General features: G+C 71.6%; 16 protein-coding genes and 2 pseudogenes. 6 read left to right on the forward strand and 12 right to left on the reverse strand.

Annotation, left to right across the window (positions count from 1 at the left end):
• The first annotated feature begins 2 nt into the window (after positions 1-2).
• Positions 3-1,025, forward strand: coding sequence for a type I pantothenate kinase (gene coaA, locus VP06_RS00095; RefSeq protein ID WP_048461810.1), 1,023 nt, complete (start codon positions 3-5; stop codon positions 1,023-1,025).
• 281 nt (positions 1,026-1,306) lie between these two features.
• Here coaA and thpR read toward each other — a convergent pair whose 3' ends face one another.
• Both thpR and VP06_RS00105 read right to left on the reverse strand, forming a co-directional pair.
• Positions 1,307-1,855, reverse strand: a complete 549-nt coding sequence (gene thpR / locus VP06_RS00100) for an RNA 2',3'-cyclic phosphodiesterase (protein ID WP_048461797.1) — start codon at positions 1,853-1,855, stop codon at positions 1,307-1,309.
• A gap of 5 nt (positions 1,856-1,860) precedes the next feature.
• On the reverse strand, positions 1,861-2,484 hold the full coding sequence (locus tag VP06_RS00105; protein WP_245290994.1) for an arylesterase: 624 nt from the start codon (positions 2,482-2,484) through the stop codon (positions 1,861-1,863).
• Positions 2,485-2,656: 172 nt separating this feature from the next.
• On the opposite strand from VP06_RS00105, the gene VP06_RS00110 reads away from it, so the two are divergent.
• From VP06_RS00110 to VP06_RS00125, 4 genes are all read left to right on the forward strand, one after another.
• Positions 2,657-3,352 carry an ABC transporter ATP-binding protein gene (locus VP06_RS00110; RefSeq protein WP_048461811.1) on the forward strand — a complete coding sequence of 232 codons (696 nt, stop codon included), beginning with the start codon at positions 2,657-2,659 and terminating at the stop codon, positions 3,350-3,352.
• 5 nt (positions 3,353-3,357) lie between these two features.
• Positions 3,358-5,940, forward strand: a complete 2,583-nt coding sequence (locus tag VP06_RS00115) for an ABC transporter permease (RefSeq protein ID WP_048461799.1) — start codon at positions 3,358-3,360, stop codon at positions 5,938-5,940.
• A 234-nt stretch (positions 5,941-6,174) separates the two neighbouring features.
• Positions 6,175-6,978 carry a Bax inhibitor-1/YccA family protein gene (locus VP06_RS00120; protein ID WP_048461800.1) on the forward strand — a complete coding sequence of 268 codons (804 nt, stop codon included), beginning with the start codon at positions 6,175-6,177 and terminating at the stop codon, positions 6,976-6,978.
• Positions 6,979-7,229: 251 nt separating this feature from the next.
• Positions 7,230-8,105, forward strand: coding sequence for a helix-turn-helix domain-containing GNAT family N-acetyltransferase (locus tag VP06_RS00125; protein ID WP_048461801.1), 876 nt, complete (start codon positions 7,230-7,232; stop codon positions 8,103-8,105).
• A gap of 183 nt (positions 8,106-8,288) precedes the next feature.
• Here VP06_RS00125 and VP06_RS00130 read toward each other — a convergent pair whose 3' ends face one another.
• The 3 genes from VP06_RS00130 to cobS are packed head-to-tail and all read right to left on the reverse strand — an operon-like array spanning position 8,289 to position 10,076.
• Entirely contained in the window at positions 8,289-8,987 is a 699-nt protein-coding gene (locus tag VP06_RS00130; protein WP_048461802.1) for a retropepsin-like aspartic protease family protein, read from the reverse strand.
• A 4-nt stretch (positions 8,988-8,991) separates the two neighbouring features.
• Positions 8,992-9,201 carry a DUF1289 domain-containing protein gene (locus VP06_RS00135; protein ID WP_048461803.1) on the reverse strand — a complete coding sequence of 70 codons (210 nt, stop codon included), beginning with the start codon at positions 9,199-9,201 and terminating at the stop codon, positions 8,992-8,994.
• Complete coding sequence (gene cobS, locus VP06_RS00140; protein ID WP_048461804.1) at positions 9,201-10,076, reverse strand: adenosylcobinamide-GDP ribazoletransferase; 876 nt, start codon at positions 10,074-10,076, stop codon at positions 9,201-9,203. The genes VP06_RS00135 and cobS overlap by 1 nt, the downstream gene beginning before the upstream one ends.
• Positions 10,077-10,251: 175 nt before the next feature.
• Here cobS and cobT point away from each other — a divergent pair, with 175 nt between their 5' ends.
• A complete protein-coding gene (gene cobT / locus VP06_RS00145; RefSeq protein ID WP_048461805.1) occupies positions 10,252-11,313 on the forward strand; it encodes a nicotinate-nucleotide--dimethylbenzimidazole phosphoribosyltransferase in 1,062 nt (353 codons plus the stop codon).
• An 88-nt stretch (positions 11,314-11,401) separates the two neighbouring features.
• Here cobT and tatC read toward each other — a convergent pair whose 3' ends face one another.
• The 7 genes and pseudogenes from tatC to VP06_RS35770 form a co-directional block, all read right to left on the reverse strand.
• Entirely contained in the window at positions 11,402-12,202 is an 801-nt protein-coding gene (gene tatC, locus VP06_RS00150; RefSeq protein ID WP_048461806.1) for a twin-arginine translocase subunit TatC, read from the reverse strand.
• A complete protein-coding gene (gene tatB, locus VP06_RS00155; RefSeq protein WP_048461807.1) occupies positions 12,199-12,801 on the reverse strand; it encodes a Sec-independent protein translocase protein TatB in 603 nt (200 codons plus the stop codon). The genes tatC and tatB overlap by 4 nt, the downstream gene beginning before the upstream one ends.
• 273 nt (positions 12,802-13,074) lie before the next feature.
• Positions 13,075-13,362 carry a twin-arginine translocase TatA/TatE family subunit gene (locus VP06_RS34190; protein ID WP_082167068.1) on the reverse strand — a complete coding sequence of 96 codons (288 nt, stop codon included), beginning with the start codon at positions 13,360-13,362 and terminating at the stop codon, positions 13,075-13,077.
• 197 nt (positions 13,363-13,559) lie between these two features.
• Positions 13,560-13,916: pseudogene (scpB, locus tag VP06_RS00165) on the reverse strand (SMC-Scp complex subunit ScpB); the annotation flags it as partial.
• A gap of 288 nt (positions 13,917-14,204) precedes the next feature.
• A pseudogene (locus VP06_RS38840) lies at positions 14,205-14,355 on the reverse strand (segregation/condensation protein A); the annotation flags it as partial.
• Positions 14,356-14,385: 30 nt separating this feature from the next.
• Entirely contained in the window at positions 14,386-15,396 is a 1,011-nt protein-coding gene (gene nagZ / locus VP06_RS00170; RefSeq protein ID WP_048461808.1) for a beta-N-acetylhexosaminidase, read from the reverse strand.
• Positions 15,397-15,670: 274 nt separating this feature from the next.
• Positions 15,671-16,196 (reverse strand): SPOR domain-containing protein (locus VP06_RS35770; protein WP_197093091.1); only part of this gene is annotated, 526 nt, incomplete at its 5' end.

Below are 16,196 nucleotides of genomic sequence, written 5' to 3' on the forward strand. Positions count from 1 at the left end.
GCATGACCGTTGGCGGCCTGAGCGGAACCGGCCCGGCTCCGACCCTCGGCGCGGCGCAGCTCGCCGCGAGCCTCGACGAGGCGACCGATCACCTCTCGCCCTACCGGGTCTTCGCCCGCGAGGAATGGGCGCACTTACGCGCCGACACGCCGCTCACCCTCACGGCCGACGACGTGATGCGGCTGCAATCGCTCAACGACCCGATCTCGCTCGAAGAGGTCATCGCCATCTACCTGCCGCTGTCGCGGCTGCTCTCGCTCTACGTCGCGGCGACCCAAGGATTGTTCAAGGCGACCCAGCGCTTCCTCCTCGCCGAGCGCGAGGTGAAGGTGCCCTACATCATCGGGGTCGCCGGCTCGGTCGCGGTCGGCAAGTCGACCACCGCCCGGGTGCTGAAGGCACTGCTCGCCCGCTGGCCCAACACCCCGAAGGTCGACCTCGTGACCACCGACGGGTTCCTGTTACCCAATGCGGAGCTGAACCGCCTCGGCCTGATGGAGCGGAAGGGCTTTCCCGAGAGCTACGACACCCCGACCCTGCTGCGCTTCCTCGCCGACATCAAGGCGGGCAAGCGCCACGTCGCCGCACCGCTCTATTCCCACCTCGTCTACGACGTGGTGCCGGGCGAGACCACGGTGGTCGACCGGCCCGACATCCTGATCGTCGAGGGGCTGAACGTGCTCCAGCCCGCCCGCCTGCCGCGGGACGGCACGGCGATCCCGTTCGTCTCGGACTTCTTCGACTTCTCGGTCTATCTCGACGCCCACGAGGAAGACCTGCACCGCTGGTACGTCAACCGCTTCCTGCGCCTGCGCCACACCGCCTTCCGCGATCCCCTGTCGTATTTCCGCAAATATGCGGAGATCAGCGAGGAGGAGGCCCTGGTCATCGCTGACGGCCTGTGGAACCGCATCAACCTCCTGAACCTGCGCGACAACATCGTGCCGACGCGCCAGCGCGCCAGCCTGATCCTCGCCAAGGGCGCGAGCCACCGCATCGAGAGCGTGGCGCTGCGGCGGTTGTAGGAGGCGGCAGGTTTTCCGTTTTTGGCCCTGAAGAGAGGGCTCTCCCGGGAAAGGCCAGGCAGGACATCCGCTTTCCCCGCGGGGCAGGGCTGTCCGGGGACGATCCCTTTCAAAAGCAAAGCGCAGGATCCCCGTCTCCCGAGTGGCAGAGGGGAGCCGCGCCACGTTGGCCCCGGACAGCCCTGCCGCGGGCCGGGAGAATGCGCCCTGCACCGTTCTTTTCCGGGACCATCATACGACCCGCAACGATGGGCTCACCCTGACCATCCGGTTGAAGCCGATCACCTGCCCTCGGAGAGCGGATAGGCGGCCTCCACCACATACGGCCCACCGCCGACCGAGTCCCGCGCCGAGTAGAGCGCCACCCGCTCCGCCGTGAACGACACCCGCGAAAAGACCGGCTGCACCGCCAGGTACGCCGCCACCCCCTCCGGGCGGGCACTACGGTTGAGCCGGGCCAGCGTCACGTGGGGCGTGAAGCGGCGGGTATCGGGAGCGACGCCGAGCCCGCGCAGGATGCGCTCCTGCTCGGCCTGCAACTCGGCGAGGGTGGGGTCTGGCACGACGCGGGCAAACAGCGCGTGCGGCTTCTCGCCGCCGAAGACCGCCAGCGCGTCGAGGACCAGGGTCAGGGGCGGGCAGGGCCGGATCTCGGCCAGAGCCTCGGTGATCTCGTCGGCGAGCCCGCCCTCGACATCGCCGATGAAGCGCAAGGTCACGTGGTAATCGGCGGGCTCGACCCAGCGGGCGCCCGGCAGCCCGCCCCGGAAGGCACGGAGCGCCAGGCCGGTCTCCGGCGGGACCTCGATCCCGGTGAACAGGCGCGGCATGCGGCTCAAGCGCCCTTGCGCAGGCGGGCCAGGAAGGTCTCGACGCTCGGCAGGATGCCGGCGACGATCCTGGCGACCCCGTCCTTGGTCGGGTGCAGGCCGTCCGGGAGCGTGAGGCTGCGGTCGCCCGCGACGCCGTCGAGGAAGAACGGGTAGAGGACGAGGCCGTCGCGCTCGGCGAGACGCGGATAGAGCGCGTCGAAGCGCCGGCCGTAATCGGGCCCGAGATTCGGCGCCGCCCGCATCCCGGCGAGCATCACCGGGATGCCGCGGGCCTTGAGCCGGGCGATGATCCCGCCGAGAGCCTTCTCGGTCACCGCCGGGTCGGTGCCGCGCAGCATGTCGTTGGCGCCGAGTTCGAGGATGACCCCGTCGGTCCCGTCCGGCACCGACCAGTCGACCCGGTCGAGCCCGCCGGTCGCGGTGTCGCCGGAGACGCCCGCATTGGCGATCGTCACGGCATGGCCGCGCGCCCTCAACGCCGCTTCGAGCTGGACCGGAAAGGCGGCCGCCGCCGGCAGGCCGTAGCCCGCCGTCAGGCTGTCGCCGAGGGCGACGAGGGTCAGGGGCCGTGCCTGTCCGGCGCCCTGAACCGGGTCCTGCGCATGGAGCGGCGTCACGAGCGTCATCAGCAGCGAAACGATCAGAAATGCGAGTGCCGCGCGGCGGCCATCATGGCGAACCATCCATGCGCGGCCCATATCGGGCGGGCGGGCCGCCTGTTCTGCGTAGGTCCGTCCCAACACTCACCTCCGGCGGCGACCCTCCATGGTCGCCGTGCTACAGATCGGCTTTCCCCGCATGACCGACAAGGCCACCGGACCGGCGATCGCGCTCGAGAGCGTCGATCTCAGCCTCGGCCGCGGCGCTGCCCGGGTCCATATCCTCAAGGGCATCTCACTGACAGTCTCGCCCGGGGAGGCGGTCGGCCTCGTCGGCCCGTCGGGCTCGGGCAAGTCGACCCTGCTGATGACCATGGCGGGGCTGGAGCGGCCGGATTCGGGCCGGGTGGTGGTCGAGGGCACCGATCTCGCCGGGCTCGACGAGGACGCCCTGGCGCGGTTCCGCGGCCGGCGCATCGGCATCGTGTTCCAGTCCTTCCACCTCGTGCCGACCATGACGGCGCTCGAGAACGTCGCCCTGCCGCTCGAACTCGCCGATGCGCCGGACGCGCATGTCCGGGCGGCGCGGGAGCTGGAGGCGGTCGGCCTTCGGGATCGTCTGCACCATTACCCGGCCCAGCTCTCCGGCGGCGAGCAGCAGCGCGTCGCCATCGCCCGGGCGGTGGCGCCGGAGCCGGCGATCCTCGTCGCCGACGAGCCGACCGGCAACCTCGACGAGGCGACCGGCGCGCAGATCGTCGACCTGCTCTTCTCCCTCAAGCGCGATCGCGGCGCCACCCTGGTGCTGGTCACCCACGATCCCGGCCTCGCCCGCCTGTGCGACCGCACGGTGCGGCTGCGCTCGGGGCTGATCGACACCGCGGTGAGCGCGTAGGATCCATGCACGGCACCTTCCCCACCCTTCCCGGCGGGACGCCCGGCCGGCCGTCGCGCCTGCCGCTGACCCTGCGTCTCGCCTTGCGCGAATTGCGCGGCGGCCTGCGCGGCTTCACGGTGCTGCTCGCCTGCATCGCCATCGGGGTCGCCACGATCGCGGGCGTCGCCTCCCTGTCGCGCTCGCTCTCGGATGGGCTTGCCCGCGAGGGGCGAAAAATCCTCGGCGGCGACGTCACCTTCGGGCTGATCCACCGCGAGGCGAGCCCGCAGGAAAAAGCCTTCCTGGACGCGCGCGGCCGCGTCTCGGTGGCGGGCTTCACCCGCGCCATGGCCTCGGCCGGGGACAAGGGGGCGGCGCTCGTCGAGCTGAAGGCGGTCGGCCCCGATTATCCGGCCGTCGGCGCGCTGACGACCGAGCCCCAGATGCCGCCCGCCGACATCTTCGCCCTCCGCGACGGCGCCTACGGCGCCGCCGCCGATCCGGCGCTCCTCGCCCGTCTCGACCTCAAGCCCGGCGATCGCCTCACGGTCGGCAGCGCCGAGATCCAGCTCCGCACCGTGCTCGTCGCCGAGCCGGACAAGATCGCCGGCGGCATCGGCTTCGGGCCCCGCCTGATGGTGTCGCTCGACGCGCTCAAAGCCTCGGGCCTGGTCCAGCCCGGCAGCCTCAACCGCTTCGTCTACCGGGTGATGCTGCCTGACGGAGACGACGCGGCGGTCGAGACGCTGATGCGCGAGGCGCGCGCCGCCCTGCCGGAGGCCGGCTGGGAGATCCGCTCGCGGCTCAATGCCGATCCGCGCTTTGCCCGCAGCATCGAGCGCTTCACCCAGTTCCTGACCCTCGTCGGCCTCACGGCGCTCCTCGTCGGCGGGGTCGGCGTCGCCAATGCGGTGCGGGCCTTCGTCGAGCGCAAGCGCGCCTCGATCGCCACCCTCAAGAGCCTCGGCGCCCCGGGGAGCCAGGTGGTCGGCATCTACCTGACGCAGGTGATGCTGATCGCCGGGATCGGCATCCTCGCCGGCCTCGCGATCGGCGCGGTCCTGCCCTTCGCGCTCGATGCGGCGTTCGGGGCGCTGCTGCCGCTGCCGCTCAACCCGACGCTCGCGCCGGGCGAACTCGTGGTGGCTGCCCTCTACGGCGCCCTGACGGCCCTCGCCTTCGCGATCGGGCCGCTCGGCCGCGCCCATGACGTCGCGGTGTCGGGCCTGTTCCGCGACACGGTCGATCCCGACCGGCGCTGGCCACGGCCGCTTTATCTCGGCATCCTCGGCCTCGCGCTCGCCGGTCTCGTCGGGCTGGCGCTCGCCACAGCCTATGATCGCAGCGTGGCCGTGATCTTCATCGCGGCGGCGGGCCTCGCCTTCGGGCTGCTGCGCCTCGTCGCCCTCGGGCTGATGGCGCTCGCCCGCCGCCTGCCCCGGCCGGGCAGGGCCGCGCCGCGGCTGGCACTCGCCAACCTGCACCGGCCCGGCGCGCTCACGCCCTCGATCGTGCTCTCGCTCGGTCTGGGCATCACGCTCCTGGTGGCCCTGAGCGTGATCGACGCCAACATTACCCGGACGCTGACCCGCTCGCTGCCCGCCAAGGCGCCGAGCCTGTTCTTCCTCGACATCCCGAGCCGCGACTCGGTGGCCTTCGACCAGTTCCTCGGCCGCGCCGCGCCGCGGGCCAAGATCGAGCGGGTGCCGATGATGCGCGGGCGGATCACCGCCCTGAACGGCGTCCCGGCCGGCCAGATCAAGGCCGGCGAGGACGCCGCCTGGGTGCTTGATGGCGACCGCGGCATCACCTACGCCGAGGATCTGCCCGACGGCTCGACGGTCACCTCCGGTCGGTGGTGGAAGGGCGAGGAGGCGGGAAAGCCGCTGGTCTCCTTCGACGACCAGCTCGCCCGCAGCCTCAACCTCAAGGTCGGCGACGCGGTCACCGTGAACGTGCTCGGGCGCAGCCTGACCGTCACCATCGCCAACCTGCGCCATGTCGAATGGCGCAACCTCGGCATCAACTTCGTGATGGTGTTCTCGCCCGGCACCTTCCGGGGCGCGCCGCACAGCGATCTCGCCACCCTGACCCTGCCGGAGGGGCCGGACCCCGCCCTCGAGGCCGGGATCCTGCGCGACGCCGCCAGGGAGTTCCCCTCGGTGAGTTCGGTGCGGGTGAAGGACGCGCTCGACGCGGTCAACGACCTCGTGGCGAAGCTCGTCTTCGCGATCCGCGGCGCCAGCGCGGTGGCGGTGGCGACCAGCCTGTTCGTGCTGGCCGGTGCGCTCGCCGCCGGCCACCGGGCCCGGCTCTACGATGCGGTGGTGCTCAAGACCCTCGGTGCGACACGGGCGCGGCTCCTTGCCGCCTACACGATGGAGTATGGGGCGCTCGGCCTCGCCACCGCGATCTTCGGCCTCGCCGCCGGCACGCTGGCGGGCTGGGTGATCCTCGCCAAGGTGATGCAGGTCGACTTCGCCCTCGACCTCTCGGGGGCTGTGCTGGCGGCTCTGCTCGCGGTCGTCGTGGCGGTGGGCCTGGGGCTCGCCGGCACCTGGCGCATCCTCAGCCAGAAGCCGGCGCAGTACCTACGAAATCTGTAGGGATGTTAATCCGTCGCTCATCCTGCGGCGGATTGACCTTGGTGTTTGCCGGAATCCCATGCGGGTCGGCGGCGAGCCCGCCCTTGTGCGCGCTCGCCGCGCTCCACATATTCCGGTCAAGGCGGAGGGGTCCGAAAGGGCAGGGCCGCCGATCCGACGCGCAAGCGTCCGAGGGTCGCGTAGGAACCTCGCACCAGGAACATCCACGCTAGAGAGTTTCCGAAGGAATCTCCCATGGCATTCGAGAACAGCCCGTTCCGGCAGGGCAACGCGAACGGCTACGGGGGCCCAGTGGGCTACGCCCCGAGCCAGGTGCAGGTCGACCAGGGCCTGCGCGCGTTCATGCTCGGCGTCTACAACAACATGATCATCGGCCTCGGGATCTCCGGGCTGGTGGCGGTCGGCATCAACAAGCTCGCGGTGGCGACCTCGTCGGCGGACGCGGTGGCGCGGATCGGCTCGATCCCGCTGACCAGCTTCGGCCGCACGCTCTACGCCACGCCGCTGATGTGGGTGATCGCGCTCGCGCCGCTCGCCTTCATCTTCCTCTTCTCGTTCCGGATGGACCGGATGTCGGCCGCCACGGCCCGCACCACGTTCTTCGCCTTCGCGGCGGTGATGGGTGCGTCGCTGTCGACGCTGCTGCTCCGCTATACCGGCGCGAGCGTGGTCCAGGTGTTCTTCATCACGTCGGCGGCCTTCGGTGGCCTGAGCCTCTACGGCTACACCACGACCCGGAGCCTGTCGGGCATCGGCTCGTTCCTGGTGATGGGCCTGATCGGCCTCATGATCGCCAGCTTGGTGAACATCTTCCTGGCCTCGAGCGCCCTGCAATTCGCCATCTCGGTCATCGGCGTGCTGATCTTCGCCGGCCTGACCGCGTATGACACGCAGAAGCTCAAGGAGATGTACCTCTACGGCAACTTCGACGGCGAGACCGCCGCCAAGGTGTCGGTGTTCGGTGCCCTGACGCTGTACCTGGACTTCATCAACATGTTCCAGTTCCTGCTGTCGCTGATGGGCAACCGGAACAACTAATACCAACGGTCGTTGAAAACGACCTTTGGTGCCGTTCTTGAATTTTCGCCAAGCCTCTGGCTTGGCATCGAAAATTCGAGATTGGATCAGCGGCCGGATGCGTCAGCATCTTCGGCCGTCGGTATAAGTCACCGTCTCGGGGTGGTGCGCCACCCCGGACCGCCCGACGAGAAGCCCTGGCCCCTGGCCGGGGCTTTTTCGTCTGCGGCGATCCCGTTGACGGCTCGGATTTCCTGACTTAAGTCAGAAATATGCCGATCGATGCCCTTCGCCGTATCCGCCGCTTCAACCGGGCCGTCACGGCCGAGGTCGGGGCCCTCGACACCTCCTTCCTCGGTCGCGGCCGCCCGCTCGGCGCTGCCCGGGTGCTCAACGCCATCGGGCATGGGCGCGGGGAGGTGGGCAGCATCCGTGATTATCTCGGGCTGGATTCCGGCCTGCTGAGCCGGCTCCTGCGCGGCTTGGAGGAAGAGGGGCTGGTGGTCACGCTGCCCCATCCGGCCGATGCCCGCCGCCGGGTCGCGGCCCTGACCGAAGCCGGCCGGCAGGAATTCGCCGCCTACGAGGCCCTGTCGAACGACCGGGCGGCGGCGCTGCTGGCCCGCTGCCCCAAGGGCGACGAGCTGTTGCGCGCCATGGATCTCGTCGCCACGGCCCTCGGCCGCGAGCGGATCACGGTCGAGGAGACCGACCCGCGCTCCGAGGCGGCGCTGCACTGCCTGACGGCGTATTACGCCGAACTGGGACGGCGCCTCGCGACCGGCTTCGACGTGTCCCTCTCCCGCGATCCCGAGGCGGCCGACATGATGCGCCCACGTGGCGCCTTCCTGGTCGCCCTGTCGGACGGGCTGCCGATCGGCTGCGTCGGCCTGAAGGGCAAGGGACTGGAGGTGGCGGAGATCAAGCGGCTCTGGGTCTGTCCCTCCGCCCGCGGTCTCGGCCTCGCCCGCCGGCTGATGGAGAGGGCGGAGGCAGCGGCGCGGGATCTCGGCATCACGACCCTGCGCCTCGATACCAACAGCGCGCTTCCCGAGGCGCTGCACCTCTACCGCCGCACCGGCTGGGTCGAGATCGCGCGCTTCAACGACGATCCCTATCCCGACCACTTCTTCGAGAAGCGGCTATGAGACCAACGGCCGAAGATGCTGACGCATCGATTCGATCTCGGGCAGGCCCGAGATCGACGCGGCCGTTGACTCCATCTCGAGTTTTCGATGCCAAGCACAGATGTCCGGGACCTTGGGCTTGGCGACAATTCGAGAACGGCACCAAAGGCCGATTCCAACGACCGTTGGTATGGGGCCGATCCCTCACCCCCGCGCCCCGCGCAGGATCAGGCGGCTGCCCCGCACCTCGTAGGAGTTCAGCCGCTCGAGAAAACTCATCCCGAGGAGGTTCACGCTCAAGGCGCCCGGCCGGGTGACGAGAGCGGCGACGCGGGATTCGGTGATCGGCCCGACCGTCACCGTGTCGAGCACCACCGGCGCCGCGGCGGTGCGGCCGTTGGCGGTCTGCACCTGGACCCGATAGGCGCCAGGGCCCGGATGGAGGCCGAGATGGGCCGCGCTCTCGGCCGTCAGGACGACCGCGCTCGCGCCGGTATCGAAGGCGAAGGATTGGACCCGGCCGTTGACCTTGGCCTGCACCGTGAAGCCGCCGTCGATGCGCCGGGCGATCACCACCTCGTCGCCGCGCCCGGGGACCGGCTCGCCCGGATTCATCTCGCCCAAGGCCCGGAAGGCCATGTCCCGCGCCTCGTCGCGATAGGCGTAGAGGCCGGCCGCGCCGACGCCGATCGCGCACCAGAGCAGGAGCGCGACGAAGCCCTCGCCGAAGCCCGACCGGAACCGATGGCCGACGCCGTTCAGCACCAGTAGGGCGGCCCCGCCGGCGGCGGCGAGCCCGGCCGCCTCGTCGGGGCGCAGGCCCGCCACCGCGCGCCCCCCCACCAGGTTGAGCGCGTAGGCGCAGGCGATGAGCAGGAGCCCGATGCCGACGGCGCCCGGCATCGGCTCAGGCGACCCGCGCCGGGGCCGGCGCAGGCTCCGGCTCGGGATGGGCGGCGGCCAGCCGCGCCGGCAGGCTTGCCATGATGCGCAGGCGCTCCGGCTCGGACAGGGCGCCCCAGGCGGCGATCTCGTCGCCGGTGCGGCCGCAGCCGTCGCAGAGGCGGGTGACGGGGTTGAGGATGCAGAGGCGGATGCAGGGGCTGGAAGCGGGCATCAGGCAGGAATTGCGATCACGAGGGCGAGGAGGGCGGCGATCTCGGCCAGTTGCTGGCTCGCCCCGATGACGTCGCCGGTCTGGCCGCCGACGAGGCGCTTGGCCATCCGGCTGAGCGTCCAGGCGGCCAGGAGGGCGAGGAACGCGGCCAGGCACAGCCCCAGCCCGGGCAGACCGAGGACAAAGGCACCGAGCAGGACGGCGAGGCAGAGCGCCCAGGCGGTGGCGTGGGTTGTCCCGGTCGGCCGGCCGACCGCGTGGGCGGCGCCGTCCGGGCGGGCGGGGGGCAGGCGGCAGAGCGGCCACAGGGCGGCGGTGCGCGAGAGCGCCGCCGCCGCCAGGAAGGCCACGGCGACGCGCCAGCCGATCCGGTCGGCCAGCGTCGCCAGTGCCCCGATGCGCAGGGCGTAGGACAGGACCAGGGCGGCGGCCCCGTAGGCGCCGATGCGGCTGTCGCGCATGATCTCGAGGCGCCGGGCCATCGTCGCGCCGCCGCCGAACCCGTCCGCCACGTCGGCCAGGCCGTCCTCGTGCAGGGCGCCTGTGACCAGGGTGGTGAAGGCGAGCGCCAGGGTGGCGGCGAGGAACGGCCCGAGGCCGAGGGCGAGGGAGGCCGCCAGTGCGACGGCGCCGGCCGCGCCGATCACCAGGCCGGCGAGGGGCAGCATCCGGGGCACGGTGCGGAAATCGGGCGCGGCGTGAATGGCGGTCTCGCCCGGCACGGCCGGGACCGGCAGGCGGCTGTAGAAGCGCAGGCAGACGGCGAGATCGCGCAACGGCGGCCACGGGCCCGAGGCGGGAGGCGGAGGCTCGACCGCGTCGTCGGCTCTCGCATCGTTCGCTGTTGCCTGATCGGTCCTTGCCTCCTCGGTCATTGCGCCCGCGGCCCGATCATCTCCTCGGGCGGGCCCGGCGCTGCTCTCCGTCGCCATCACTCACCGCATCCCGACGCCATCGACCCGCGCGGAGTCGCGCCCGCCGGCCATTTTGCTGTATCTGCACGCCTCACGAAAGCCCCACCTTCCGGGTTGCGCCCGCAGGATACCGATCATGGCCGAGACCCCCACCGACGCCGCCCCGTTCGACGACATCCGCCGCCTGATCGCCACCATGCCGGGGCCGGACGAGGCCGCCGCCGCCGAGGTCTCGGCCCGCGACTCGCTGCTCACCAAGCCCGCCGGCAGCCTCGGGCGGCTCGAATTCCTCGCCGCCTGGATGGCGGCCTGGCAGGGCAAGGCACCGCCGAGCCTCGACCGGCCGCTGGTCTGCGTCTTCGCCGGCAGCCACGGCGTCGCGGCACAGGGCGTCTCGGCCTATCCCTCCGCCGTCAACCGCCAGATGCTCGACAACTTCGCCGCCGGCGGCGCGGCGATCAACCAGATCTGCGCCGCCTACGGGCTCGGCTTCAAGGTGTTCGATCTCGCCATCGACATGCCGACCGGCGACATCACCACCGGGCCGGCGATGACCGAGAAAGCCTGCGTCGCCACCATGGCGTTCGGCATGGAGGCGGTGGCGGCGGGCACCGACGGGCTCGCCGTCGGCGAGATGGGAATCGGCAACACCACGGTGGCCGCCGCGATCTATGCCGCGCTCTATGGCGGCGAGCCGGCGTCGTGGGTCGGCCGCGGCACCGGCGTGGACGAGACGGGCTTTGCCCGCAAGGTTGCGGCGGTGGAGGCGGCCCTCGCGCATCACCAGGGCCATCTCGACGACCCGCTCGCCGTGATGGCGCGCCTCGGCGGACGCGAGATCGCCGCCATGGCCGGCGCGATCCTGGCGGCGCGGCTGCAACGGGTGCCGGTGGTGATCGACGGCTACGTCTCGACCGCCGCCGCGGCCCTGCTCCACGCCGTCGACCCCCGCGCCCTCGACCATTGCCTTGCCGGCCATGTCTCGGCGGAAGGCGATCATGCCGCCGTGCTGGAGCGCCTGGGGCTTCGCCCGCTCCTCGATCTCGGGCTTCGCCTCGGCGAGGGCAGCGGGGCGGCGCTGGCGCTGGGGATCGTCAAGGCGGCGGTGGCGTGCCACCGCGAGATGGCGACCTTCGCGCAGGCGGGGGTGTCGGGGCCGGTGGGATCGTCGGGCAGCCCGCTTCCGCGCCATCACTGACATCCCTACCCGCCCCCCTCGCTCCGGAACTCCGCTTGGCGGAGCCCGGAACGGTGGGGCGGGTGGGGCCGAGGAAGCCGGCGCGACCCTAACTCCCGGCCTCCTCCGCCGCCCGGGCACGCTCGCGGCGCCTCTCCATGGCAAGGACCGAGAACACCGACGCCTCGTAGAGGAGCAGCATCGGCACCGCGAGGGAGAGCTGGCTGATGACGTCCGGCGGGGTCAGCACCGCCGCGGCGACGAAGACCAGCACGATCGCGTAGCGCCGCCGCTCCTTCAGGAACTTCGAATCGATCAGGCCGATCTGGCCCAGCAGAGTCAGGATCACCGGCAGCTGGAACGCGATCCCGAAGGCGAAGATCAGCGTCATGATGAGCGAGAGGTACTCGTCCACCTTCGGCAGCAGCTCGATCGTGGCCTCTCCAGGCTGGCCGATCTGCTGGAGGCTGACCGAGAACTTGATCAGCAGCGGCATCGCCAGGAAGTAGACGACGAGGGCGCCGAGCAAGAAGAAGACCGGCGTGGCGACGAGATAGGGCAGGAAGGCCCGGCGCTCGTTGCGGTACAGGCCCGGCGCCACGAAGGCGTAGAGCTGGGTGGCGACGACCGGGAACGACAGGAAGCCGGCGCCGAACACGCTCAGCTTGATGTTGGTGAAGACCTGTTCGAGGAAATGCGTTGCGATCAGCCGCGCCTTCTCGGCCCCCACCACGGCGACGTAGGGGTAGACGAGAATGTTGTAGATGTGCTGCGCGAAGAAGAAGCAGACGAAGAACATCACCCCGAAGGCGAGCAGCGACTTGATGAGCCGCGCGCGCAGCTCGATCAGGTGCTCGATCAGGGGTGCGCGCGAGGCCTCGATCTCGGCTTCATCGGCCTCGGTAATCATGCCGTGTGGCCCGTGCTGGCAGTGTCGTGGGATTCGGAGGAGTTTCGTGCGGTGCGGGCCGCCTCGGCCTTGAGCCGTGCCGTCGCGGCGGCAAGCGCCGAGATCGGCGGCGTCTCGGCCGCGGGCTCGGGGAGCCGATAGGCCGGCGGGGCGGCGGCATCGAAGGCCGGAGGCGGCGGCTGCGCGACGGAGATCGCGGTCGAGGCGAGGGGATCCGCCGCCCAGGCGGCCGTGGCGGAGGCGTCCGTGGCCGAAGACTCGGCGCCCGGCAAGGGCAGGGTCGCGGGCTTGGGCGGGGCCGTGGAGATACCGTCGACGGCGCCCTTGATCTCGTTGCGGAGGGTCTGGACCGGGTTGAAGCCCGTCGTCGTCGCGCTGGAGACGCTGCGGTTGATGCCCTCGACCTCACGGCGGACGTCGTCGAGCTCCGCCTCGCGCATCGCCTCGCTGAACTGGCTCTGGAACTCGCCGGCCATCCGCTTCACCCGGGCGACGACCTGGCCGACGGTGCGCAGCGCCCTGGGCAGGTCCTTGGGGCCGATGACGACGAGCGCGACGCCGCCGATCAGCATCACCTCGCCCCAACTCATATCGAACATGGCGTGACGGCCCTGCTACTCGCGCGGCGCGACTCTTGTTTTCACGCGGCGCGGCTCGGGAGCGGGCGCCTCGCGCGGGCTGTCTAGCATGCCGATGCGCCGGCGCCAGTCACCGCCGACCAGGTTCCGCATCGAGCGCACACTGGATCGGGCGCAGAATGGCCGCGGACCGATCCGCACCCGGGCCCTGCCGATCGCGTCAGACGCACGGGAGGGCCGACCGGACGGCCGCGCCCTCCACGATGGGGAGCATCGGGATTCGGGATGGCGGGCTCAGCCGACCTTGCGGTCGACGTTCGGCTCGGTGCCGAGCGGCGGCATCTGCGCGGTCGGCACGGGAGCCGGCGGCACGGGGGCCGGTGGCACGGCCGGGGGCGGAACCTGCGCGTGAGGCACCTGCGCCGCCGGGGCCGGGGCGTGCTCGTCGTCGGCCATGCCCTTCTTGAACGCCTTGATGCCCTTGGCCACGTCGCCCATCAGGTCGGACACCTTGCCGCGCCCGAACAGCAGCATGATGATCACGCCGACGACGATCCAGTGCCAGATACTCGCGCCGCCCATGGTTCTCTCCTGCGCAGCGTCACGGTCGCCGCGGCACTCTCGCGGGGCGTCGTGCGACGTCCCAAACCTCTGATCCCGCAGGCTCATCGTCGCCGTCAGGGCGGCCCGAGCGCGTGCGGTGCGGCCGGAACGTAAGGACGGCCCGGGGTGAAAACAAGCGTTTCCTGAGCGGCCAGCCGAATGCCCCACCCGGGACTTCACTCCCTGGCGGCCTCGCCGGGGCTTGCGGCCGCCCTCTCGGGGTCCTCGTCGGCCTCGTCGCTCGGCTGCGGCACCCGGAAACCGGCGGGCAGCCGGCCCTTGACCAGGCCGAGGCGCTTCAGCTCGTCGAGACCTGGCAGGTTGGGGACGGCGTCGAGGCCGACATGGTCGAGGAAGGCCGGGGCGGGGCCGTCGGTCACTGGCCGCCCGGGAATCCGGCGCCGGCCGCGCAGACGCACCCAGCCGGTCTCCAGCAGCAGGTCGAGGGAGCCCTTCGAGGTGGTGACGCCGCGGATCTCCCCGATCTCGGCCCGGGTCACCGGCTGGTGATAGGCCACGATGGCCAGCGTCTCATCGCGCACCGCGCCAGATCGGCAACGTCCTGCGCCAGAGAGCATTCGAGGTCGGTCCAGTTGTCACGCGGGCCGATCAGCCGTTCGAGGGCGACTGGAGCCTCGACCAGGGACCAGAGGCTGCGCGGCGGCAGCCTCACCTGCGCCCGTGCCCGCTGCTGGCGCTGGCGGGCCTAAGCAGATGTCGCCGCAGTGGTCACCGGTTCGGCGGCAAAAATCTGCGATCAAACAAGAACCTAAGTGGACGAGGCGTTGGCTCGCTGACGCAAGTCTGCTTAGGCGGCACTCAAGGTCGCGCAGAGTGGCGGTGGAGGCGCCCGGGACGGTTGACGGCGGGCTCGGGCGGCAGTGCGCCACGAGCGAAGACGTCGCGCCCGAGCTGCGCCCGCTCCGACAGCAGCAGGGCGGCGGCGCGGACCGCCTCGAGGCGGCGCAGGCGTCGCCGGCTTCCGCAATGGCGTCGGCCATCTCAGGCCGCGGCGGCGAGCCCGGCATCGAGGCGGGCGCGGGCCTCCGCCGGGTCGAACGCCGCTTGCGCCGGGCTCAGGCGGGCGAGGGCCGCATCGGCACGGCGCAGGGCCTGACCGGACAGGACGGGGCTGGCAGCGACCACCTCCTCCATCTCGGCCCGGACGCCGTTGCAATGCAGGCCGATGTCGCAGCCAGCCCGGAATGCCGCAGCGGCGCGCTCACGGAAGGTGCCCGACAAGGCGTTCATCGACAGGTCGTCGGTCATCAGCAGGCCGGAAAAGCCGATGCGCCCGCGCACCACCTCGCGGATCACCGTCGCCGAGGTAGTCGCCGGGTTCTCCGGATCGAGGGCGCGGAACACCACATGGGCCGACATCGCCATCGGCAGGTCGGCGAGGGCGCGGAACGGCTGGAAGTCATGCGCCTCGAGGTCGTCCAGGCCCGCCGCCACCACCGGCAGGGCGTGGTGGCTGTCGGCACCGGCGCGGCCATGGCCGGGCATGTGCTTCATCACCGGCAGCACGCCGCCGGCCATCAGCCCCTCGGCCACCGCCCGCCCGAAAGCCGCGACCACGGCCGGATCGGTGCCGTAGGCGCGGTCGCCGATCACGTCGTGGGCGCCCGGCACCGGCACGTCGAGAACCGGCGCGCAATCGACGTTGATGCCGACCTGGGCGAGGTCGTGCGCCATCAGGCGGGCGCCGAGATGCGCGAGGGCCGGCCCGCCCTCGGGGCCGCCGGCGCGAAAGTAGGCCCGGCTGGACGGATAGGTCTGCCAGTGCGGCCGCGTCATGCGCTGTACCCGGCCGCCCTCCTGGTCGATCAGGATCGGGGCGTCGGCCCGCCCGACGGTCTCACGGAGCGCCGTCGTCAGGGCACGGACCTGCTCGGGGGTCTCGACATTGCGCTTGAACAGGATGAAGCCCCAGGGCTGCACCTCGCGGAAGAACGCGGCCTCCTCGGGGCTCAAGGTCGGGCCGGCGCAGCCGAGGATCAGGGCAAGGGTCATCGACGGCGGCTCTCGTCGGTTCGAAGGGACTGGGGTTGCACGCTCCCGCCGCACCGGCCGGTGGTGAACCCGTGCGGGCGCCGGCGATCGGGAAGCGCGAGCGGAGATGAGCGGGCAATTGAGGCGATTCGCCGGCTCACGACTGTCGGCGTCGCACCACAGCGAGGCGGTTTTCGGGGCGGGGCGTCCGGCGCCTCGGCGGCGCCTCGCCGCCGCGGATCCGTTGCCCCGCGCTCAGCACGTTCTTGGCTCGGTTCTTGGCCCGGTTCTTGGCTCAGTTCTTGGCGATGAAGCAGGCGGCGCCCTCGCTCTTGAGCTTGCCGCACAGCTCCTCGGCGCTGTCCTTCGACATCGGTCCGACGCGGACGCGGTAGATGGACTTGCCGTTGACCTCGGCTTGGCGGATCAGCGGCGATTGGCCGCCGAGAACGGCGCCATAGCGCTCCTGGGCCTGCCTGAACGCGGCCTCGGCCTCCCGCTCGGTGGCGCGCACCGACAGCTGGACCGAGAACCCGCCGACCGACGCCCGGCGCGTCGGCACCGCCTGGGTGGTGGCCGGCGGCTCGGCGGAGGCGACGCGCTGGACCGGCTTCGGCCGCGGCGTCTCGGCCGCCGGGGCGGGGGTCTCGGCGGCAGGCGAGGCGGCTGCCGGAGCCCTGGCGGGGGCGACCGGGACGACCCGGGCGCTGCGCGGCGTGACCGGGGCCGGGGTCGAGCCGGTCGCCTCGGCCGGGCGAAACCACGGGGGGGATCGGCGGCCGTGGGAGCTGGCGGTCCGCCGCCGGCCGGGGGCGCGGCCG

Source organism: Methylobacterium aquaticum (assembly GCF_001043915.1).
Taxonomy (GTDB): Bacteria; Pseudomonadota; Alphaproteobacteria; order Rhizobiales; family Beijerinckiaceae; genus Methylobacterium; species Methylobacterium aquaticum.